The organism is Alteromonas sp. Cnat2-8, from assembly GCF_022348355.1.
GTDB classification, from domain to species: Bacteria; Pseudomonadota; Gammaproteobacteria; order Enterobacterales; family Alteromonadaceae; genus Alteromonas; species Alteromonas macleodii.
This window is the reverse complement of record NZ_JAKREX010000003.1, coordinates 15,580-33,530: the sequence shown is the minus strand read 5'-3', so window position 1 is coordinate 33,530 and position 17,951 is coordinate 15,580. Positions and strand designations below refer to the sequence as shown.

The 17,951-nt window shown below is 43.2% G+C and carries 15 protein-coding genes; 7 read left to right on the top strand and 8 right to left on the bottom strand.

All coding sequences use genetic code 11. The features are described from left to right. The first annotated feature begins 14 nt into the window (after window positions 1–14). From recF to MHN00_RS07990, 4 genes are all read left to right on the top strand, one after another. Entirely contained in the window at window positions 15–1,103 is a 1,089-nt protein-coding gene (gene recF / locus MHN00_RS08005; protein ID WP_239301151.1) for a DNA replication/repair protein RecF, read from the top strand. 8 nt (window positions 1,104–1,111) lie between these two features. Continuing rightward, window positions 1,112–3,532, top strand: a complete 2,421-nt coding sequence (gyrB, locus tag MHN00_RS08000) for a DNA topoisomerase (ATP-hydrolyzing) subunit B (RefSeq protein WP_075177142.1) — start codon at window positions 1,112–1,114, stop codon at window positions 3,530–3,532. A gap of 175 nt (window positions 3,533–3,707) precedes the next feature. After that, complete coding sequence (locus tag MHN00_RS07995) at window positions 3,708–4,379, top strand: hypothetical protein (RefSeq protein ID WP_039228902.1); 672 nt, start codon at window positions 3,708–3,710, stop codon at window positions 4,377–4,379. Window positions 4,380–4,423: 44 nt separating this feature from the next. Next, window positions 4,424–5,560 carry a hypothetical protein gene (locus tag MHN00_RS07990; protein ID WP_239300877.1) on the top strand — a complete coding sequence of 379 codons (1,137 nt, stop codon included), beginning with the start codon at window positions 4,424–4,426 and terminating at the stop codon, window positions 5,558–5,560. 67 nt (window positions 5,561–5,627) lie between these two features. Here the strand turns inward: MHN00_RS07990 and MHN00_RS07985 are convergent, their stop codons facing one another. The 3 genes from MHN00_RS07985 to glyQ all read right to left on the bottom strand — a co-directional run bounded on the left by MHN00_RS07985 (window position 5,628) and on the right by glyQ (window position 9,142). Then, on the bottom strand, window positions 5,628–6,071 hold the full coding sequence (locus tag MHN00_RS07985) for a hypothetical protein (protein ID WP_139125413.1): 444 nt from the start codon (window positions 6,069–6,071) through the stop codon (window positions 5,628–5,630). 84 nt (window positions 6,072–6,155) lie between these two features. Beyond that, complete coding sequence (gene glyS / locus MHN00_RS07980) at window positions 6,156–8,234, bottom strand: glycine--tRNA ligase subunit beta (RefSeq protein WP_239300876.1); 2,079 nt, start codon at window positions 8,232–8,234, stop codon at window positions 6,156–6,158. Window positions 8,235–8,236: 2 nt separating this feature from the next. Beyond that, window positions 8,237–9,142, bottom strand: a complete 906-nt coding sequence (gene glyQ, locus MHN00_RS07975) for a glycine--tRNA ligase subunit alpha (RefSeq protein ID WP_014947716.1) — start codon at window positions 9,140–9,142, stop codon at window positions 8,237–8,239. A 146-nt stretch (window positions 9,143–9,288) separates the two neighbouring features. On the opposite strand from glyQ, the gene MHN00_RS07970 reads away from it, so the two are divergent. Beyond that, window positions 9,289–9,897 carry a DNA-3-methyladenine glycosylase I gene (locus MHN00_RS07970; protein WP_014975246.1) on the top strand — a complete coding sequence of 203 codons (609 nt, stop codon included), beginning with the start codon at window positions 9,289–9,291 and terminating at the stop codon, window positions 9,895–9,897. Window positions 9,898–10,009: 112 nt separating this feature from the next. On the opposite strand, the gene MHN00_RS07965 is transcribed toward MHN00_RS07970, so the two are convergent. From MHN00_RS07965 to MHN00_RS07950, 4 genes are all read right to left on the bottom strand, one after another. Then, window positions 10,010–10,471 (bottom strand): DUF2489 domain-containing protein, encoded by a 462-nt coding sequence (locus tag MHN00_RS07965; RefSeq protein WP_014975247.1) that lies wholly within the window; start codon window positions 10,469–10,471, stop codon window positions 10,010–10,012. A 19-nt stretch (window positions 10,472–10,490) separates the two neighbouring features. After that, on the bottom strand, window positions 10,491–10,994 hold the full coding sequence (gene yihI / locus MHN00_RS07960; RefSeq protein ID WP_014947719.1) for a Der GTPase-activating protein YihI: 504 nt from the start codon (window positions 10,992–10,994) through the stop codon (window positions 10,491–10,493). Between the two features lie 127 nt (window positions 10,995–11,121). Then, window positions 11,122–11,823, bottom strand: a complete 702-nt coding sequence (locus MHN00_RS07955) for a class I SAM-dependent methyltransferase (protein ID WP_239301150.1) — start codon at window positions 11,821–11,823, stop codon at window positions 11,122–11,124. 300 nt (window positions 11,824–12,123) lie between these two features. Beyond that, on the bottom strand, window positions 12,124–12,747 hold the full coding sequence (locus MHN00_RS07950) for a c-type cytochrome (protein ID WP_014947721.1): 624 nt from the start codon (window positions 12,745–12,747) through the stop codon (window positions 12,124–12,126). A gap of 174 nt (window positions 12,748–12,921) precedes the next feature. Here MHN00_RS07950 and yihA point away from each other — a divergent pair, with 174 nt between their 5' ends. Further along, complete coding sequence (gene yihA / locus MHN00_RS07945; RefSeq protein WP_171337508.1) at window positions 12,922–13,557, top strand: ribosome biogenesis GTP-binding protein YihA/YsxC; 636 nt, start codon at window positions 12,922–12,924, stop codon at window positions 13,555–13,557. A gap of 416 nt (window positions 13,558–13,973) precedes the next feature. Here the strand turns inward: yihA and polA are convergent, their stop codons facing one another. Next, window positions 13,974–16,766, bottom strand: a complete 2,793-nt coding sequence (polA, locus tag MHN00_RS07940) for a DNA polymerase I (protein WP_239300875.1) — start codon at window positions 16,764–16,766, stop codon at window positions 13,974–13,976. Between the two features lie 421 nt (window positions 16,767–17,187). Between polA and elbB the strand changes: the two genes are divergently transcribed. Further along, window positions 17,188–17,841, top strand: coding sequence for an isoprenoid biosynthesis glyoxalase ElbB (gene elbB, locus MHN00_RS07935; RefSeq protein ID WP_239238861.1), 654 nt, complete (start codon window positions 17,188–17,190; stop codon window positions 17,839–17,841). The last annotated feature ends 110 nt before the right edge of the window (window positions 17,842–17,951 follow it).

Sequence of the window (17,951 nt, the reverse complement as noted above, 5' to 3'; positions counted from 1 at the left end):
ATCAGTGTGACCTCATGAAACTGGACCGCGTCCAGATTACACAGTTTCGTAATCTTAGTTCCGTATCACTTTCTCCTTCACCAGCGTTGACTATCATTAAAGGCGTGAATGGGAGTGGGAAATCCTCGTTAATCGAAGCACTTTATTACCTAGGCTTTGGACGTTCTTTTAGAACAAATAAACACAGTTCGGTTATTCAAAATGAGAAAGACAGCTTCAGTGTTTTCGCGTCATGCAAAACTGAAGAAGGGGATGAATTAAAGCTAGGTTTTCAACGAAGTAGAAATGAGACATTCACCTGTAGTATTAACGGTGAACATTCAAATAAGTTATCAGATTTAGTTAGCTTGGTACCACTTCAACTTTTTACTCCGCAGAGTACTGACCTTATAATTGGTTCGCCTTCCGAGCGTCGACGTTTTTGTGATTGGGGATTGTTTCACGTGGAACAACAGTTTCAATCACTTGCTAATCAGTATGGTAAATTTTTAAAACATAGAAATGCCTTACTCAAACAGCAGGCAAATTTAAGCGCACCACAAAATCAATATTGGGAGTCTCAGTTCTCAGAACTAGGTGAATCTCTATCGGCTACGCGTCAGGAATATGTAGATACCCTTACGCCTATTTTTAAGCAATATGCGCAAGAATTTCTTCCTAACTTCGATGTGGAATTAAGTTACTATAAAGGGTGGGAAAAAGATGTCGGTTTATCAGAAAGCCTAGTTAAAAAACGTGAGTATGATGGTAAAATAGGACATACCTCTTCTGGGCCCCATAAAGCCGATTTAAGGCTTAAAGTGAATGGAGTAAACGCCCAGGAGCTTTTATCGAGAGGGCAGCTTAGAATGGCTGTGGCAGCGCTTCAAATGTCACAGACTAAGCTATTTAATAAGGCAACGCAGCGTAAAAGTATCTTTTTACTTGATGATGTAGGTGCCGAATTAGATGCCGATAAAAGAGAACTATTTATTGATGGGTTGCTCAAAATGGATACGCAGGTTTTCGTTACTGCAATAGAATCCACGCAGCTCGCTTTTATACAAAAATACAACGAAAAGAAAATGTTTCACGTGGAACATGGAAGCGTGAAAGAGGAGTAAAAGCTAGTATGTCAGCAGAGAACAACTACGACTCGTCCAGTATTAAAGTACTTAAAGGATTAGATGCCGTAAGAAAGCGTCCTGGTATGTATATCGGTGATACTGATGATGGTACCGGATTACACCACATGGTTTTCGAGGTGGTCGATAACTCTATCGATGAAGCACTTGCTGGACATTGTTCTGAGATTACTGTGCTCATTCACAGCGATGGCTCAGTATCTGTGTCTGACGATGGACGTGGTATACCAACTGAATTGCACCCAGAAGAGGGTGTGTCTGCAGCTGAAGTTATTATGACGGTTCTTCACGCCGGCGGTAAGTTCGACGATAACTCTTATAAAGTATCGGGCGGTTTGCACGGTGTAGGTGTATCAGTAGTAAACGCACTTTCAAGCCGACTGAAGCTTCGTATTCGTCGCGGTGGTAAAGCGCATGAACAAGAATATCATCATGGTGTTCCACAGGCGCCACTAGCCGTAACAGGCGATACTGACAAAACGGGAACTATGATCCGTTTCTGGCCAAGTTCAGACACCTTCACAGATACGCTTTACCACTACGATATTCTTGCTAAACGTCTTCGTGAACTATCATTTTTGAACTCTGGTGTGTCTATTCGCTTGAAAGACGAACGCGATGGAAAAGAAGACCACTTCATGTACGAAGGTGGTATCAAGGCTTTCGTTGAGTACCTAAATGAAAAGAAAACACCTGTTCACCAGAAAGTGTTTCATTTCAGCAGTGAACAAGAAGACGGTATTGCAGTAGAAGTAGCGATGCAATGGAACGATAGCTTCCAAGAGAACGTGTTCTGTTTCACCAACAACATTCCTCAGCGCGACGGCGGTACTCACTTGGCGGGATTCCGTGGAGCCTTAACGCGTACATTGAATAACTACATGGAAAAGGAAGGCCTGAACAAAAAGGCAAAAACGAATGCCAGTGGTGACGATGCGCGTGAAGGTCTAACCGCGGTTATTTCCGTTAAAGTACCAGATCCAAAATTCAGCTCACAGACAAAAGATAAGCTTGTATCTTCTGAAGTTCGTCCAGCAGTTGAGTCGGCAATGAACGAAAAGCTAGCAGAGTTTTTATTAGAAAACCCTGCAGAAAGTAAAATCATTGCGGGTAAAATTATTGATGCTGCTCGTGCTCGTGAAGCTGCACGAAAGGCCCGTGAAATGACACGCCGTAAAGGTGCGCTAGATTTGGCTGGCCTACCAGGTAAGCTAGCTGACTGTCAGGAAAAAGATCCTGCACTTAGTGAACTATACATAGTGGAGGGTGACTCTGCGGGCGGTTCAGCTAAGCAGGGTCGTAACCGTAAAAACCAAGCTATTCTGCCGCTTAAAGGTAAAATACTAAACGTTGAGAAAGCGCGTTTCGATAAGATGCTTTCTTCGCAGGAAGTTGCGACGCTTATCACGGCACTAGGTTGTGGTATCGGTCGTGACGAGTATGACCCTGAAAAATTACGCTATCACAGCATCATTATCATGACCGATGCTGACGTAGATGGTTCTCACATTCGTACGCTTCTACTCACATTTTTCTATCGTCAAATGCCTGAAATCATTGAGCGTGGATATGTATATATTGCACAGCCACCGCTATACAAAGTGAAGAAGGGTAAACAAGAGCAGTATCTTAAAGATGACGATGCGCTAACTAACTACCTAACATCAATCGCAATTGACGGTGCGTCTTTGCACACCAGCGATGAAGACCCAGGTATTAGTGGTGTAGGCCTTGAAAACCTTGTTAAGCAGTACCAATCGGTAGAGAAGATGATTGCACGTATGAAACGTCTTATGCCTGCATCTATCCTTTACAGAATGCTTTACACGCCTACGCTAAACCTTGAAGACCTTAAAGATCAATCTGCACTAGAGCATGTGGCGAAACACTTCGTAGAGCAGCTTACAGAGCGCGAAAACGACGGTGCTACATACCGTTATGAAATTCGCACTGATGCTGAACTTAGCGAGTACTACATCACAATCATTATGCGTATGCACGGTATCGATTATGAGTACATTATCGATCACGAGTTTATCGAGTCGTCTGAATACCAGCGTCTTAAAGAGCTTAACCTTGCCATTAACGACATGATGGGCAAAGACGCCTATATTCAGCGTGGCGAGCGTAGACAGCCAGTTGAGTCTTTCAAAGAAGCACTAGAGTGGCTAATGAACGAAGCGAAACGCGGCCAATACATTCAGCGCTATAAAGGGCTAGGTGAGATGAACCCTGAGCAACTCTGGGAAACTACCATGGACCCAGAAAGCCGCCGTATGCTTCAAGTTACCATTGAGGATGCCATTGGTTGTGATCAGCTGTTCACTACATTGATGGGTGACCAAGTTGAGCCTCGTAGAGAGTTTATCGAAGCTAATGCGCTTAAAGTGGAAAACTTAGACGTGTAGATTATTTAATGATGCATATTTTAAAAACGACCCAGGTAGGGTCGTTTTTTTTTGTGTACAAAAATGTATCTTAACGAAATATTGAAGAGCCTTACAAAAGAGTAAAAGTTGTTCTAGTATAAATTTATGTGACAAGCTGATAAGTGGTCTTATCAACTAAAACAGGGACATATAAATGACAGGACGTTTGTGTATTATTTCCATCATCGTAACGTTTTTAATAATAGGCTGTTCAAAACAGGCTGGACTTACAGAGTCTCAGATTCGACTATCAGAGGCCAAGAAAGCCCAGGCTGTTCTCATTGAAAAAGCGAACATCATTCTAGATACCAAAGTTAAGGGTATTTTCCTAGAAGATTTAAACCACATTTCTTATGCGAGTGAAATAGCACTTCGTGCTAAGCAAGTATTTATTGATGCCAAAATTAACCTTAAGAGCGAAAGCTTAGCAGCCCTTGATAATCGAATTGGTTCTTATGTAAATAGTGCAGGCCTAACAGCAGTAAAGCTCCTGCACCAGTCAGTAGATATGACAGTAAGCTTCAAGAAAGACATAGAAGATATGCCATTACAGCCACTAACCAGTAATAGTACGTCGACAAGTGATGGCATGGTGAAATTTTTGGCTAAGCAATACAGCGTTGATATTAAATCATGTTGTATATCTGATTTGAAAGATATCGCCATATTTTTGAGTCAAGTAGACGAGCTGGAGCATTACCCGTTAAGAAAAATGATTGCGAATGTAGAGGTAAGATTATCAAGCGTCTTAAGACACCCTGAAACCGCGAAGAAATACAAAAATGAAATAAATGCGATAGGTGAGCAATATAAAAATACTCAATAAGAAAATAAACGTTAAATAATGGACATAAAGGGATGGAAAATATTATGGAAAAAACAGTCATCGCATGCATGGGATTGCTAATGCTCCACACGGTACCAAGCGCATTAGCACAAACTAATTATAAGATTGTAGATAATGCCGATAAATCGGTAACAGTGACAAACGGAGCAGAAAAAGAAACCGTGCTAGTCATTGAAGACGAGGTAAAGTTTTCTATATCTCGAACACCAAGTATCAATAAATCCCAGCCACCGCTACAGAACAATAATATCTCCCTTAAAGGTGGTGTATTTGGCTTAACAATCAATGAAAGTGTAACAAGTATGCTGAGCGTACTCGGTACACCTACGTCAACGTATAGCGTTAACGAAGACACCGTGCTGTATTCTTATGGGAGAAACCTTTGGGTGGTGACCCACAAAGGAATAGTAAAAAAAGTGACTACAGAAAATCACTGGGTATCAACAACCCTTACTAATTCTATTGCCTTTGATAACCGGTTTAACAGCGATTGGCTAATAGAAGATCAAGTCGGCTACGAGACTAAAAAGGCGGAATTGTTAAAACAGTTGCCTGAGGGGAATCAAATTGAAAGAGGCAAATACCGATTTACTCTTAAAAAGAAAGCTGATGTAAATCTTGATGTAATAATAGATTTGAAAATTATAAACGGTGAAAAGGAATGGCTAGTTAACGGCTTCGAGTATGGATATACGGATACTGCTTATATAAAAGATTCAAGCAATGAAACTGAGAAGGCATATCAATACAATGAAGTTATCGCCTTTGTTGACAGTAAGCGTAAACAGGGTGACACCATAACGATAGAGCAATTAGATGAGCAGGGCTTTCGTTCAATTTTTGATGCTTATGCGGATAACGGTGATGTTATTCAAGTATATGGCAATCATCTTGTACTGAACTTTAGTTATCAAGAACTAAGTAAGTTATCTGTTTACGAAAGTGTGTTTAGAAACAAACAGAATCTAGAAGATTGGAAGTTTGCAGAACACTATTTTGAACAACCTAGCACTGAGGTTAAGGCGCTTTACGGTGATGAAATAATGGGTAATGACGATTATTGGCAGGTATTTCTAGATGATGCAAAGTACGATCTATATTTCGTTGAAAACGATGATGGGACAATGATGCTAGCCGAACTTGAAATAGAATTCTTTTAAATACCTGCTGCGAAAAAGACTAAAAGCGAGCTTTCTCGCAGAAGGTGAATAGTTAAACCTAAGCTAACTACAATTTAGACACGACCAAGGCGACTTCCCCCGCACTTGCTGCTGTTGCTGTAAAGCGATAGGTGCCAGTTGAGGAGGGGGTAAATTGCAAGTTCTCTGAGCCCTGTTCACAGACTAAATAAACAGTGGAACCTAACATTACAGGCTGCCCTTTATATTTGCCGCCACAGCTTTGTGAGGGCGTCCATTTTGCATCTGACAACCTAAAATCATAAGGTTGTCCGTCGGCTATGAGTTCAACGTCCACTGTCCAGCCTGAATTTGATCGTTTGAACTTGTAACTAGGGTCAGCCTCCCACCAGTTAAATACACCTCTTAGGAACATGTTTTCGAATTGAATGCGAGGCACGTCCGGTGCTATTTCTGGAATTTTAAAACTTCCACTGCTTGAGCATGCTGAAAGTGCTATGCACATAGAAGCAATAGTTAGTAACTTTTTCACAGCGTCTCCATTTATAAAAAAGCCCAACGTTAAGGCTGGGCTCTTTGTTTTTCGCGGCATAAAACCGCATTAACTCTTACTAGCCTACGACTTCGCGAGAATAGATATATCTGCGGTAGTAAGGAAAAGTTGCCTTAAAAGCGACAGTAAAGCAAGTCGGTTATTTTTAACCGCTTCGTCATCAGCCATAACCATTACGTTATCGAAGAAGTTATCGATTACATTACGTAAGGTTGCAAGCGCAGTAAGAATACGCGTGTAGTCCTGTGAAGGAACAGCAATATCAACTTCTTTCTGTGCGGCTTTCAGCTCAACATAAAGCGCTTTTTCAGCTTCTTCGGCTAACAGTGACTCATCAATATTCACTGAGTCTGTCACTTCAACGTTTTGCTTAGCAAGGATGTTTGCAACACGCTTGTTAGCGGCAGCTAGCGCTTCGGCTTCTTCCAATGCTCTGAACTTATCTACTGCATGAACTCGGGCTAAGTAGTCAGCTGGCTTAGTAGGGCGACGAGCAGCAACGGCCTGAATAACGTCAATGGCGATAGCTTGATCTTGTAGGAGCGCAGTAAATCGACCCAATACGAAATCAACAACCTGAGATTGTGTTTCTGCATTCGTTAACTTATCGCCATACACATCGATAGCTTTGCTTACTAGCGTTTCAAGATCTAGCGGCAGTGACAGCTCAGTGACAATACGTAATACACCGATAGCTGCACGACGAAGCGCAAATGGGTCTTTATCACCCTTAGGCAACTGGCCAATACCAAAAATACCCACAAGAGTATCTAGTTTGTCAGCAAGCGCGACCGATGCGCTAACGCCTGAACTAGGAAGTGCGTCACCAGCAAAACGCGGCATGTATTGTTCATACAGTGCTTCTGCAACGGGCGCATCTTCACCGTCGTTTAGCGCATAGTATTTACCCATAACACCTTGAACGTCAGGGAACTCCATAACCATGTTCGACATCAAGTCGGTTTTAGCTAGAAGACCTGCTCGTGCAGCTTGTGTTTCATTCGCATCTATTTGCGACGCAATAAACGCCGATAGGGCAGATATACGCTCAGACTTTTCTTTTAGCGTACCAAGCTGTTTTTGGAACAACACGGTTTCTAAACTTTCAAGGCGGCTTTCTAATGTCGTCTTTTTATCGCTGTTAAAGAAGAACTCAGCGTCTGCAAGACGAGGGCGGATAACCTTTTCATTGCCAGAAATAACTTGAGACGCATCGCGACTTTCGATATTCGTTACAAATAAGAAAGTGTTTGAAAGTGAACCATCGCTATCTAGCAGCGGCACATATTTTTGGTCGTCTTTCATGGTATAGATAAGCGCTTCTTTCGGTACTGCCAAGAAAGTCTCATCAAACCCAGCTTGAAGTACAACCGGCCACTCTACAAGTGACGCGATTTCTTCTAGTAAGTCTTCATTATAGTCTGGCTTAAGCGACAAGCTTTGCGCTGCGTCTTCAAGCTGCTGACGCACTTTATCTTTACGCGCCTCAAAATCTGCCAGCACATATTGTTGCTCTAGGGCAGAGGCGTAATTGTCAGCATGATCCAGTTCAAAGCGACCTTCGCCGTGGAATCGGTGACCCTGAACAACGCGGCCGCTTGTTAGGCCCAATACAGAAACGTTAACCACTTCGCTTCCGTAAAGCACGCAAAGGGTGTGAACCGGGCGTATAAACTGAGTGTTGTAATTACCCCAACGCATTGGCTTTGGAATAGGTAGCTTGCTTACCGCTTGGTTTATCAGCCCTTCTAGAAGCTCTGCAACTAATTGCCCTGGAACGTGGGCTTTATGAAGTAACCACTCTCCTTTGTCAGTTACAAGGCGTTCTGCGTCAGCAACGTCAATGCCGTTACCGCGAGCCCAACCTTGTGCTGCTTTAGTGGGATTACCGTCGGCGTCAAACGCGGCTGATACTGCTGGGCCGCGTTTCTCTACTACTTTGTCAGCCTGACCTTCAGCAAGACCTGAAACATAAACGGCTAAGCGGCGAGGGGCGGCAAACCAGCTGACTGAATCAAAGCTTAAGTCAGCTTGCGTAAGCGCAGCTTCAAACTGCGTGGCGAAGGCTTCACCTAAAGACTTAAGCGCTTTGGGTGGGAGTTCTTCAGTACCTAATTCAACTAAACAATTTTCTGTACGCACGCTTATGCCTCCTTGTTACATAGTGGGAAGCCAAGTGCTTCACGTGCTTGGTAATAGCTTTCTGCACACGCTTTGGCTAGCGTTCGAACGCGAAGAATATAGCGCTGGCGTTCAGTCACTGAGATAGCATGACGAGCATCAAGCAAGTTAAATGCGTGTGACGCTTTCATAACCTGCTCATAGGCAGGAAGTGGAAGGTTGTTTTCGATAAGCTTTTTGCTTTCTGCTTCACATTCGTCGAAGGTTCTAAATAAGGCTTCAACGTTGGCGTGTTCGAAGTTATACGTCGATTGTTCTACTTCGTTTTGATGGAACACGTCGCCATAGGTCACTTTGCCCATAGGGCCGTCAGTCCAAACCAGGTCGTAGATACTATCTACACCTTGAACGTACATGGCGAGTCGCTCTAAGCCGTAGGTAATTTCGCCGGTAACAGGCTTACACTCTAGACCGCCTACCTGCTGGAAGTACGTAAACTGAGTTACTTCCATGCCGTTTAGCCACACTTCCCAACCTAGACCCCATGCACCAAGCGTGGGTGATTCCCAGTTGTCTTCTACGAAGCGAATGTCATGAACCAGCGGATCGAAACCTAACTCTTTCAAAGAGCCCAAGTACAACTCCTGAATATTGTCAGGTGAAGGCTTAAGCATTACTTGGAACTGATAGTAATGTTGTAAGCGGTTTGGGTTCTCACCGTAACGACCATCGGTTGGTCTACGGCACGGTTGAACATAGGCGCTACTCATTGGCTCTGGACCTAAAGAACGTAGGAACGTCATAGGGTGAAAAGTACCGGCACCCACTTCCATATCCAGAGGCTGAATAATAACGCAGCCCTGACGCGCCCAATAATCTTGAAGCGCAAGGATCAACCCTTGAAAGGTCTTAATATCGTATTTCTGCATACATCCGCTGCTTATTAGTTATCTGACTTAAAATAAAGGTGGGATAGTATACAATTTGTGAGGCATAGTATGTAGGTGTAAAGGGTGAAAAAACGTCACGAATAAAGCCAATATGCCACTTCACAACAAGGATTTAATCTTAAGCCATGCCCAATCAAACAAAAATAGAAAAAAATATGCCTTTGCATCGCTGCGGTTGGGTAAGCAGCGACCCTATTTATTTAGCGTATCATGATAACGAATGGGGTGTACCCGAGCTAGATAGTCGCGCGTTGTTTGCTAAGTTATGCCTCGATGGACAACAGGCTGGTTTATCTTGGCTGACCATTTTGAAAAAACAGCAGAATTTTGAACAGGCATTCTATCAGTTCGACCCTGAGAAAATTTCGAAGATGGGCCCCGCTGATGTCGACAGACTTATGCAAGATAGCGGCATAATCAGAAACAAGCTCAAAATAGAGTCGGTTATCAAAAATGCCAAGGGTTTTTTAGCTATCGAAGCGTCGCAGCCATTCAGTGATTTTATTTGGCAATTTACAGATGGACGTACGGTCATTAATGCATGGGAAGACTTCAGGCAAGCACCCACATCAACCGATGCGTCTAAAGCAATGTCAAAAGCACTTAAAAAGCACGGATTTAATTTCGTAGGTGAAACGATTTGCTATGCTTTTATGCAAGCTGTAGGTATGGTCAATGACCACGAGGTAGGGTGTCATTGCTACGAGCGTACCTGCGAGCTCGCGATAAAGTGATATAGGCAAAGGTAACCGGGTTAAAAAAATGGCCGACTACATACTGTACTCGGCCATTTTCGATATTGATTGCATCAGTTTTTATCTTTTAAATCAGCGTAGCGCTTACTCGTTATTTAGTGGCTATAAGTGTCTCACAATACGCCTTCAGCGGTGGTAATTCGTCCAACACTTTAGATTCGTACTCCGATTCAATCTGCTCGCGAGCGATATCTTGCTTTCTTCGCTCATTCTTAGGTAGCTGTTGCCTTGCTTCTAAAATTGCAAAACCGCTTACCTCTGTGAATAGTGCATGAATGTTGGGATACTGCGCTTTAAAATCAGGCGGAGTACTTATTGGAAGCGCGTTAAGCAAGTTCACGATGCGAATTACGCCTTCTGACAAATCACATTGCTGCTGCTCCATCGCCTTAGCTATTACTATAATACTGTCGGTTATAGTGGCTACGCGCGACTGCCTTGCCGCTTCTTGTCGCTCTTTTTGTTGTTTTAACATAAACAGCAGTTTGCCTGCGTAAAAACCTAGCGCAAGAATAATTAGTAGCGCGATGCCTGAAAGTACTGCCCAAAGCATGACTCTTTCCCGTTTTTTATTAGTGCTTAAAGTCGTCGATATTAATAGCGTCTAAATCATTAAACGGATCCATATCGTCGTCTTCATCATCCTCTTCTACTATTCCTAATAGGTCACAAAGAATGCGGTGGCGTGCCATCTTCTCGTCGACATAAGCTTGTTGCTCACGGGTGAGCGGTTTATCGTCGTCAAGTTTGTCGAGTAAATCTGACAAGCGTTGATCTGCTTCAAGCGCTGCCAGTTCTTGGGCTGGTGTGGCGTACTTTTTCTTTTGAGCAGGGGTGGGCGTCACTGCTTTTACAAGCTGAATAGGCTTTTTACTGCCGTGGCGCGGATCTTTATTCTCAGCACTCTTTTTGCCCGTCACTTTTTTCTGTTCAACATTGTGGCGATTACCAGCGGGCTTACCTTTATGCTTTTTAGGGCGAGGCGAGTCTGATTTACGGTTTTCGCTTGGTTTAAAGTCAGGATCTTTACGAACGCCGATTAGGCCGACTTTACGTGATTTCTTTGAACGTGCCATAATTTCCAAATAACAAAGAGAGTGAAAAAACAGCGCTATTATAGCGCGAATTAGTGTCTACGTATTGATCTTTGGGTATGCAGTGCAAAATCAATACGGGGAACATAAAGTATTACGGGAATTTGTTTCAGCGCTTTCTCAATAGAGCGACATCGCTGGCAGGAAAAGTGACATCATAGCCATCTCGTTGTGCCAAATATTGAAAGGTTGCTTCGCTGAAAAAGCTAACGTGGGTGACGTCGTTTTTATAGTGCCAATTTGCAAACCTGGCTTTATCAAGTACGCGCTTGGTCATGATGGCAATAACGCCACCAGAAGCTACAAGTTTGTTAAAAAGCGCCCATTCCACATGAGGGGCGTGAAAGTGTTCTATAGCCTCTGTACATGTCACTATGTCATAGCTTTGCTCAAGTACCGATAAGTTGTGTGCATAGAAGGGATCGTACATATTCATCCTAACGCCTTCTTCTTCCAGCATACTTGCTAAAACAGGCGCAGGGCCACAGCCAAAGTCTAGTCCTCGGAGTTCACCAAATTTCATGTCTTTTATAAAAGGTGTAAGTGGCGTTAAAACCTTTCCTAAAAACTTTCGATACCCTTCGTCTTCAAAGCTATTCTCGTGAAGGTCATACTCCTGCTTTTCTACTTCTTTCGATGGCAAGAATTCAGGAGAAACATAAACGAGTTTGCATTGATTACATTGAAGGTAATCGCGCTTTTTATCTGAGTGATAGTGAGATGGCGCGTTAGCGCTTTTGCATAAAGGACAGTACATAGGAAAGTGAACAATAATAAGGGGCTTAAAAAAGAAAAAGGTGATGGTTCTCACCATCACCTTACATTGTATGAGTGTCAGATGACACCTCTCCCGTTATACACTTCTATGTGTATTTTGCTTCCCTAGCCGTGCTCCCCTTATTTTTATTGTTAGCAGAGCTGTATTGTTGTTTTTGGCCCTCGTGGCTCTTTATCCCGTCTTCCATGCTGCATTTTTATTATTATTCTTGTTATTTAGCTTGTAGCTTTTCAAAGGCACCTACAAACTACGCCGTTAGATTACACGAATAATTTCAAAATACAACTTTTTCGGTAACAAATTTTTAACAACAATGTGCAAAAACGGTAATGCTTAGTGTAAGCCCGCGATATAGTTAGATAAAATCTCAATATCTTCGTCGGTTAATTTCATCGCAATATCACGCATCATGCCATTCATGTCATTGTGACGTTGGCCTGAACGGAATGCTTTCAATTGAGCTGCAGTGTAAGTTGCATGTTGACCGCTGATATCAGGGAAACCTGCTAAGCCCATGCCGTTGCCCTTAGGACCGTGACACGCGATACATGCAGTTACGCCTCGAGACTCGTCGCCACCTTGGTACAATGCACGGCCAGCTTCAACGTATTGCTCTGGTGTTTCACCCGCCTTTGGCTCTTGGCTTGAGAAATAAGCGGCTAGGTCTTTCATGTCTTGCTCTGAAAGTGGGGCAGCCATGCCGTTCATCACAGCATTGTTACGACCTTCCTCGCCACCTGTTTGAGAGGCAAGTTTAAATTCGGTTAATTGCTTAACAATGTACTTCTCATGCTGGCCAGCAATCTTTGGGTTCATGTCAATCATGCTGTTGCCATCAGGGCCATGACAGGCTGCACATACTGCAGATTTCGCTTTACCTGCCTCGGCGTCGCCTTCTGCCATAGCAGTTGCGCTTAAACCTAAAGACATACATACCAACAAACACAGTTTTTTCATAATAAATCTCTTAAATGGATCCAACGGCTCGCGTGATATACGTGATATCATGCGTATTTTACACATTTAACGCGTCAGAAAAACCTATTCCATGATAAAACTATGGTTTTTAGTTGGTTTATTCATTAAAAAACTGTAAACCGAAGGTTGAGACGCATGTGGAGGTAAGTCTAGATGTCGTATTACACCAAAGCAAAATTCTTTACGAGCGCACCTGATATTCGTCATTTAAAGAATGATACCGGAATTGAAGTAGCGTTCGCGGGCCGCTCTAATGCGGGTAAATCGAGTGCACTTAACACGTTAACTCGTCAGAAGAACTTGGCAAGAACCAGTAAAACACCGGGTCGCACCCAATTGATCAACGTCTTTGAATTAGAAGAAGACTTACGCTTGGTTGATTTGCCAGGATATGGCTTTGCAAAAGTGCCAGTAGCCATGAAAAAGAAGTGGCAGGCGTCACTTGGTGAATATCTTCAAAAGCGCAAGTCCCTTAAAGGATTAGTCGTTTTAATGGATATTCGTCACCCCTTCAAAGATTTAGACCAAGATCTTATCCATTGGGCAGTAGCGTCAAATATTCCTGTACTGGCATTACTTACTAAGGCCGACAAACTTAAAAGCGGTAAGCGAAAGGCACAGCTGTTAATGGCGCGTGAAGCTGCGATGGCATTTATGGGCGATGTTACCGTGCAAACCTTCTCGTCATTAAACAAGCACGGGTTACCCGAATTAGAGCGTATTTTGGATACGTGGTTTGGCATAGATAAACAAGACGAAATAGAAGAGTCTGATAGCGAAGTACAGTAGCGCAATTTACCCTTACCGTTTGTGCTGATCTGACGTGCCCGATGGATAGGTATGATGGGGTGTTAGAAAAAAGAACGCCCCGCATAGAGCGAGGCGTAAACTGAGAGAAAACACATAAAAACCGTAGATATAGAGTCGTGATAAATAGAGAAGTTCAGAAAAATTAAAATAAAATTCGCTTTATTTTTTAAGTTATTGATATTTTTGGATTATTTATTTTCTGCAGATATAAAAAAACCCCGACAAAACTGTCGGGGTTAAAGCAAAGGTTTGAAAACAGCTTTCTCACCTCTGTACCCTACATGTGTAATATTACAACAAAGCACAGAAAAGGCAAGGGTGTTATGTAATTAAATTACCAAATTTAATGAATATAACGCGCCTTTTAATGTAAAAACTGTAATCTAATTACCAAACTAGTGCGCTTCATCCCAGTTTTCGCCCACACCTGCCTCGACAACCAGCGGAACATTTAGCGTAGCTGCGCTTTCCATAAGAGCAGTGATAGTAGAGACATAGGTTTCCACTTTGTCTTCTTTTATCTCAAAAACCAATTCATCGTGCACCTGCATCATCATGGTCACATCATCAGATGCATTTTTCCTAATCCAGTCATCAACTTTGATCATCGCCATCTTAATAATGTCTGCCGCTGTGCCTTGCATAGGCGCGTTTATCGCTGCGCGCTCTGCGCCTTTTCTACGTGCACCATTACTGGCTTTAATATCAGGCAAATAAAGTCTGCGACCAAATACGGTTTCTACATAACCTTTTTCTTTCGCGCTCTCACGTGTTGAATCCATGTACTCAAGCACGCCTGGGTAGCGCTCGAAGTAAAGATCCATATATTTCTGTGCTTCATTACGTGGAATATTAAGTTGCTTCGACAACCCAAAGGCACTCATACCGTAAATTAAGCCAAAGTTAATCGCTTTTGCACTGCGACGCTGTTCAGTGGTTACTTCATCAAGTGGTACACCAAAAACTTCCGCAGCGGTTGCTTTATGAATATCTTTACCATGCGCAAAGGCATCTAACAGACCTTTATCGCCAGAAAGGTGCGCCATAATGCGCAGCTCAATTTGTGAGTAGTCGGCTGCGACGAACTTATTTCCTTCTCTTGGTACAAATGCCTGACGTACGCGGCGACCTTCCTCATTTCGGATAGGGATGTTCTGTAAGTTAGGATCGGTGGAAGAGAGTCGTCCCGTGGCGGTTACTGCTTGGTGATACGAAGTATGCACTCGACCCGTACGATGATTGATCATCTTAGGAAGTTTATCCGTGTAGGTATTCTTTAGCTTGGTTAGGCCACGGTATTCCATGATCTTCTTCGGCAACGGGTACTCAAGCGCAAGTTCTTGCAGTACGTCCTCAGAAGTAGACGGCGCCCCTTTAGGCGTTTTCTTTATGATCGGTAGCGACATTTTTTCGAACAAGACATGTTGAAGCTGCTTAGTAGAACCTAAGTTGAATGGCTCGCCAGCTTCCTCATGTACTTCACTTTCAAGCTCGGCAATCCGTGTGGCAAGATCCTGGCTTTGCTGACGCAGTCTTTGGCTATCTATCAATACACCTTCCTGTTCCATACGAGAAAGTACACAGGCTAGGGGAACCTCAACATCTATCAATAGATTTTTAAGCTCAGGAATTTCTTTCAACTTAGTCCAAATAGCGTTGTGTAAGCGAAGTGTGATATCAGCATCTTCTGCGGCATAAGGCCCTGCTTCTTCAAGGCTAATTTGATTAAACGTTAGCTGCTTTGCGCCTTTACCCGCAATCTCTTCAAAGTGAATAGTTTTATGACCAAGGTAGGCTAGGGCAAGCGAGTCCATATCATGGCGCTGCGCAGTACTGTTTAGTACATAGCTTTCAAGCATGGTGTCAAAGCCGATGCCGTTTAAGGTAATGTCATAGTTCGCTAACACATTTTTGTCGTATTTTATGTGTTGACCTACTTTGATCACGGTGTCCGATTCTAAAATAGGCTTTAATGCGTCTAATACAAATTCTCGTGATAGCTGGGCGGGGGCATCTGGATAATCGTGAGCAACAGGCACATAAGCAGCTTCACCTTCCTCTATACAAAATGAAACGCCAACTAACTCCGCATCCATGTAGTTAAGGCTGGTTGTCTCGGTATCAAAAGCGATGAGTTCGGCTTTTTCTAGCTTCGCTACCCAAGCGTTAAAACGCGCCTCATCAAGCACGGTCTCATACTTCGACTTATCTATTTCTACCGCTAAACTTTGTTCGGTATCTTCTACGCTGTCACTTTTGCTTTCGTCGGCGCTTGAATTGGCAGCTGAGGTATCTCCGCCAACTATTAGCGCGCTTACTTCTGCATGCCAGCGTTTGAACTCGTATTCGGCAAACAGATCGCGAAGTTGTTCGTTATCTGCCTGACACGGCATTAACGTCTCAACGTCGTAGTCAAGGTCAAGATCGATGCTGATAGTAGCTAGGGTATAAGATAGCCGAGCTTGCTCTTCGTATTCCTGCATTTTAGCCGCCATCGACTTACTGCCTCTAAACGATAGATCTGCAATTTTATCCAGGTTCTTATATATGTCGTCGATACCGCCAATACCGTTTAACAAGGCTTGAGCACTTTTATCACCTACACCAGGTACACCTGGAATGTTATCGACTTTATCGCCCTTAAGCGCAAGGAAGTCGATCACAAGCTCCGGTGGAATACCAAACTTCGTATTTACACCTTCGACATCCATCAGTTGGTTTGTCATGGTGTTGATTAAGGTGACATGTTCATTAACTAGTTGCGCCATGTCTTTATCGCCGGTGCTGATAAGGGTATCAATACCTTTTTCTGTGGCGTGTTTGGCTAACGTGCCAATCACGTCATCAGCTTCTACACCCGACTCAACAATAACAGGTAAACCCATTGCCTTAATGATGGCGTGCAACGGTTCGATTTGGCTTCTTAGCTCATCCGGCATCGGAGGACGGTTCGCTTTGTACTCTTTATAGATGTCATCGCGAAAGGTCTTGCCTTTAGCATCAAAAATCACCGCCATATGCGTCGGGTTGTATTGTTTGATCAAGCTTTTAAGCATGTTCACAACACCATAAATAGCACCGGTGTCTTGACCTTTTGAGTTGGTTAATGGTGGTAAACCGTGAAAGGCACGAAAAAGATATGACGATCCATCGACAAGAATAAATGGAGGCTTTTTAGAATCAGGCATAGATGGCGATTTTCCAATAGAGAATATGAGCGCAAGGATGCCACAGGCTAGGGCAGATCGCCATATCATGAAGGAACATTAAGGTCGATAGCGGATCGCATTTCGCCTGTGGATAACTTTGTGATCTAAAATTTTGGGCACAGTGATCCGGATGATCTTTGTCAAGTTAAAGATCACCTTTCAAATCAAGAAAAATAAGGGAATGAGACTTAGGTGTGAAAACAGCGTACCTGCTACTTACCATTCCATTTTATGTGGATAACTTGGTGTACGTTTATTTTTGGTTTAACCAAGTTGGTCAAGTAATGTAGCATAACCATTAACAATGTATACACGTATTATTAAGAACTTTTTTTGAACAGTTGTGTGTTTAATAGCCAAATTTTGAATAAGTAGATGGCATAGCGTCTAGGAGGACAATATGAAACAAGTAGCCGTTATTTTAAGTGGTAGTGGTGTGTTTGACGGGGCTGAGTTACACGAAGCGGTATTGACACTTTTAGCCATTGAGCAAGAAGGTGCGTCTTACCAGTGTTTTGCTCCAGATGTAAACCAACTGCATGTAGTCAATCACTTAACCGGTGAGGTATCAGAAGGTGAAACCCGAAATGTGTTAGTAGAATCGGCCCGTATTGCCCGAGGTGATATAAAACCCGTGACTGAGTGCGACGTAACTGCTTTTGACACACTTATTTTACCTGGTGGTTTTGGCGCTGCGAAGAACCTGTGCACGTTTGCTGTAGACGGTGAAAATTGTACCTTTAACGAAGAGGTGCTGACAGTGTGCAAAGCCTTTGCTCAAGCTAAAAAGCCCGCAGCGTACGCGTGTATTGCACCTGCGCTAGCAGCAAAAGTGTATGGCAACAAAACTAAACTGACCATTGGCAATGACGAAGCCACGGCTGGTGGGCTGAATGCCTTAGGAGCAACGCATGTAGAGTGCCCAGTTGATGAGGTGGTTGTTGATAATGACGCGAAGCTTGTTACTACACCTGCGTATATGCTGGCGCAAAGCATTAGTGAAGCCAATGCGAGTATTGCTAAGATGGTCAAAACCGTGCTTGCTATGAAATAGAAAACTAAAAAAATAAAAGTGGTTGGTTTTTTCCTAGTGAAAAGATCAGGTGCCTTTATGTGTAATTAGCCTAATGTAGTGGGGAGACAAAGGTTTCCCCTTGTTCATTA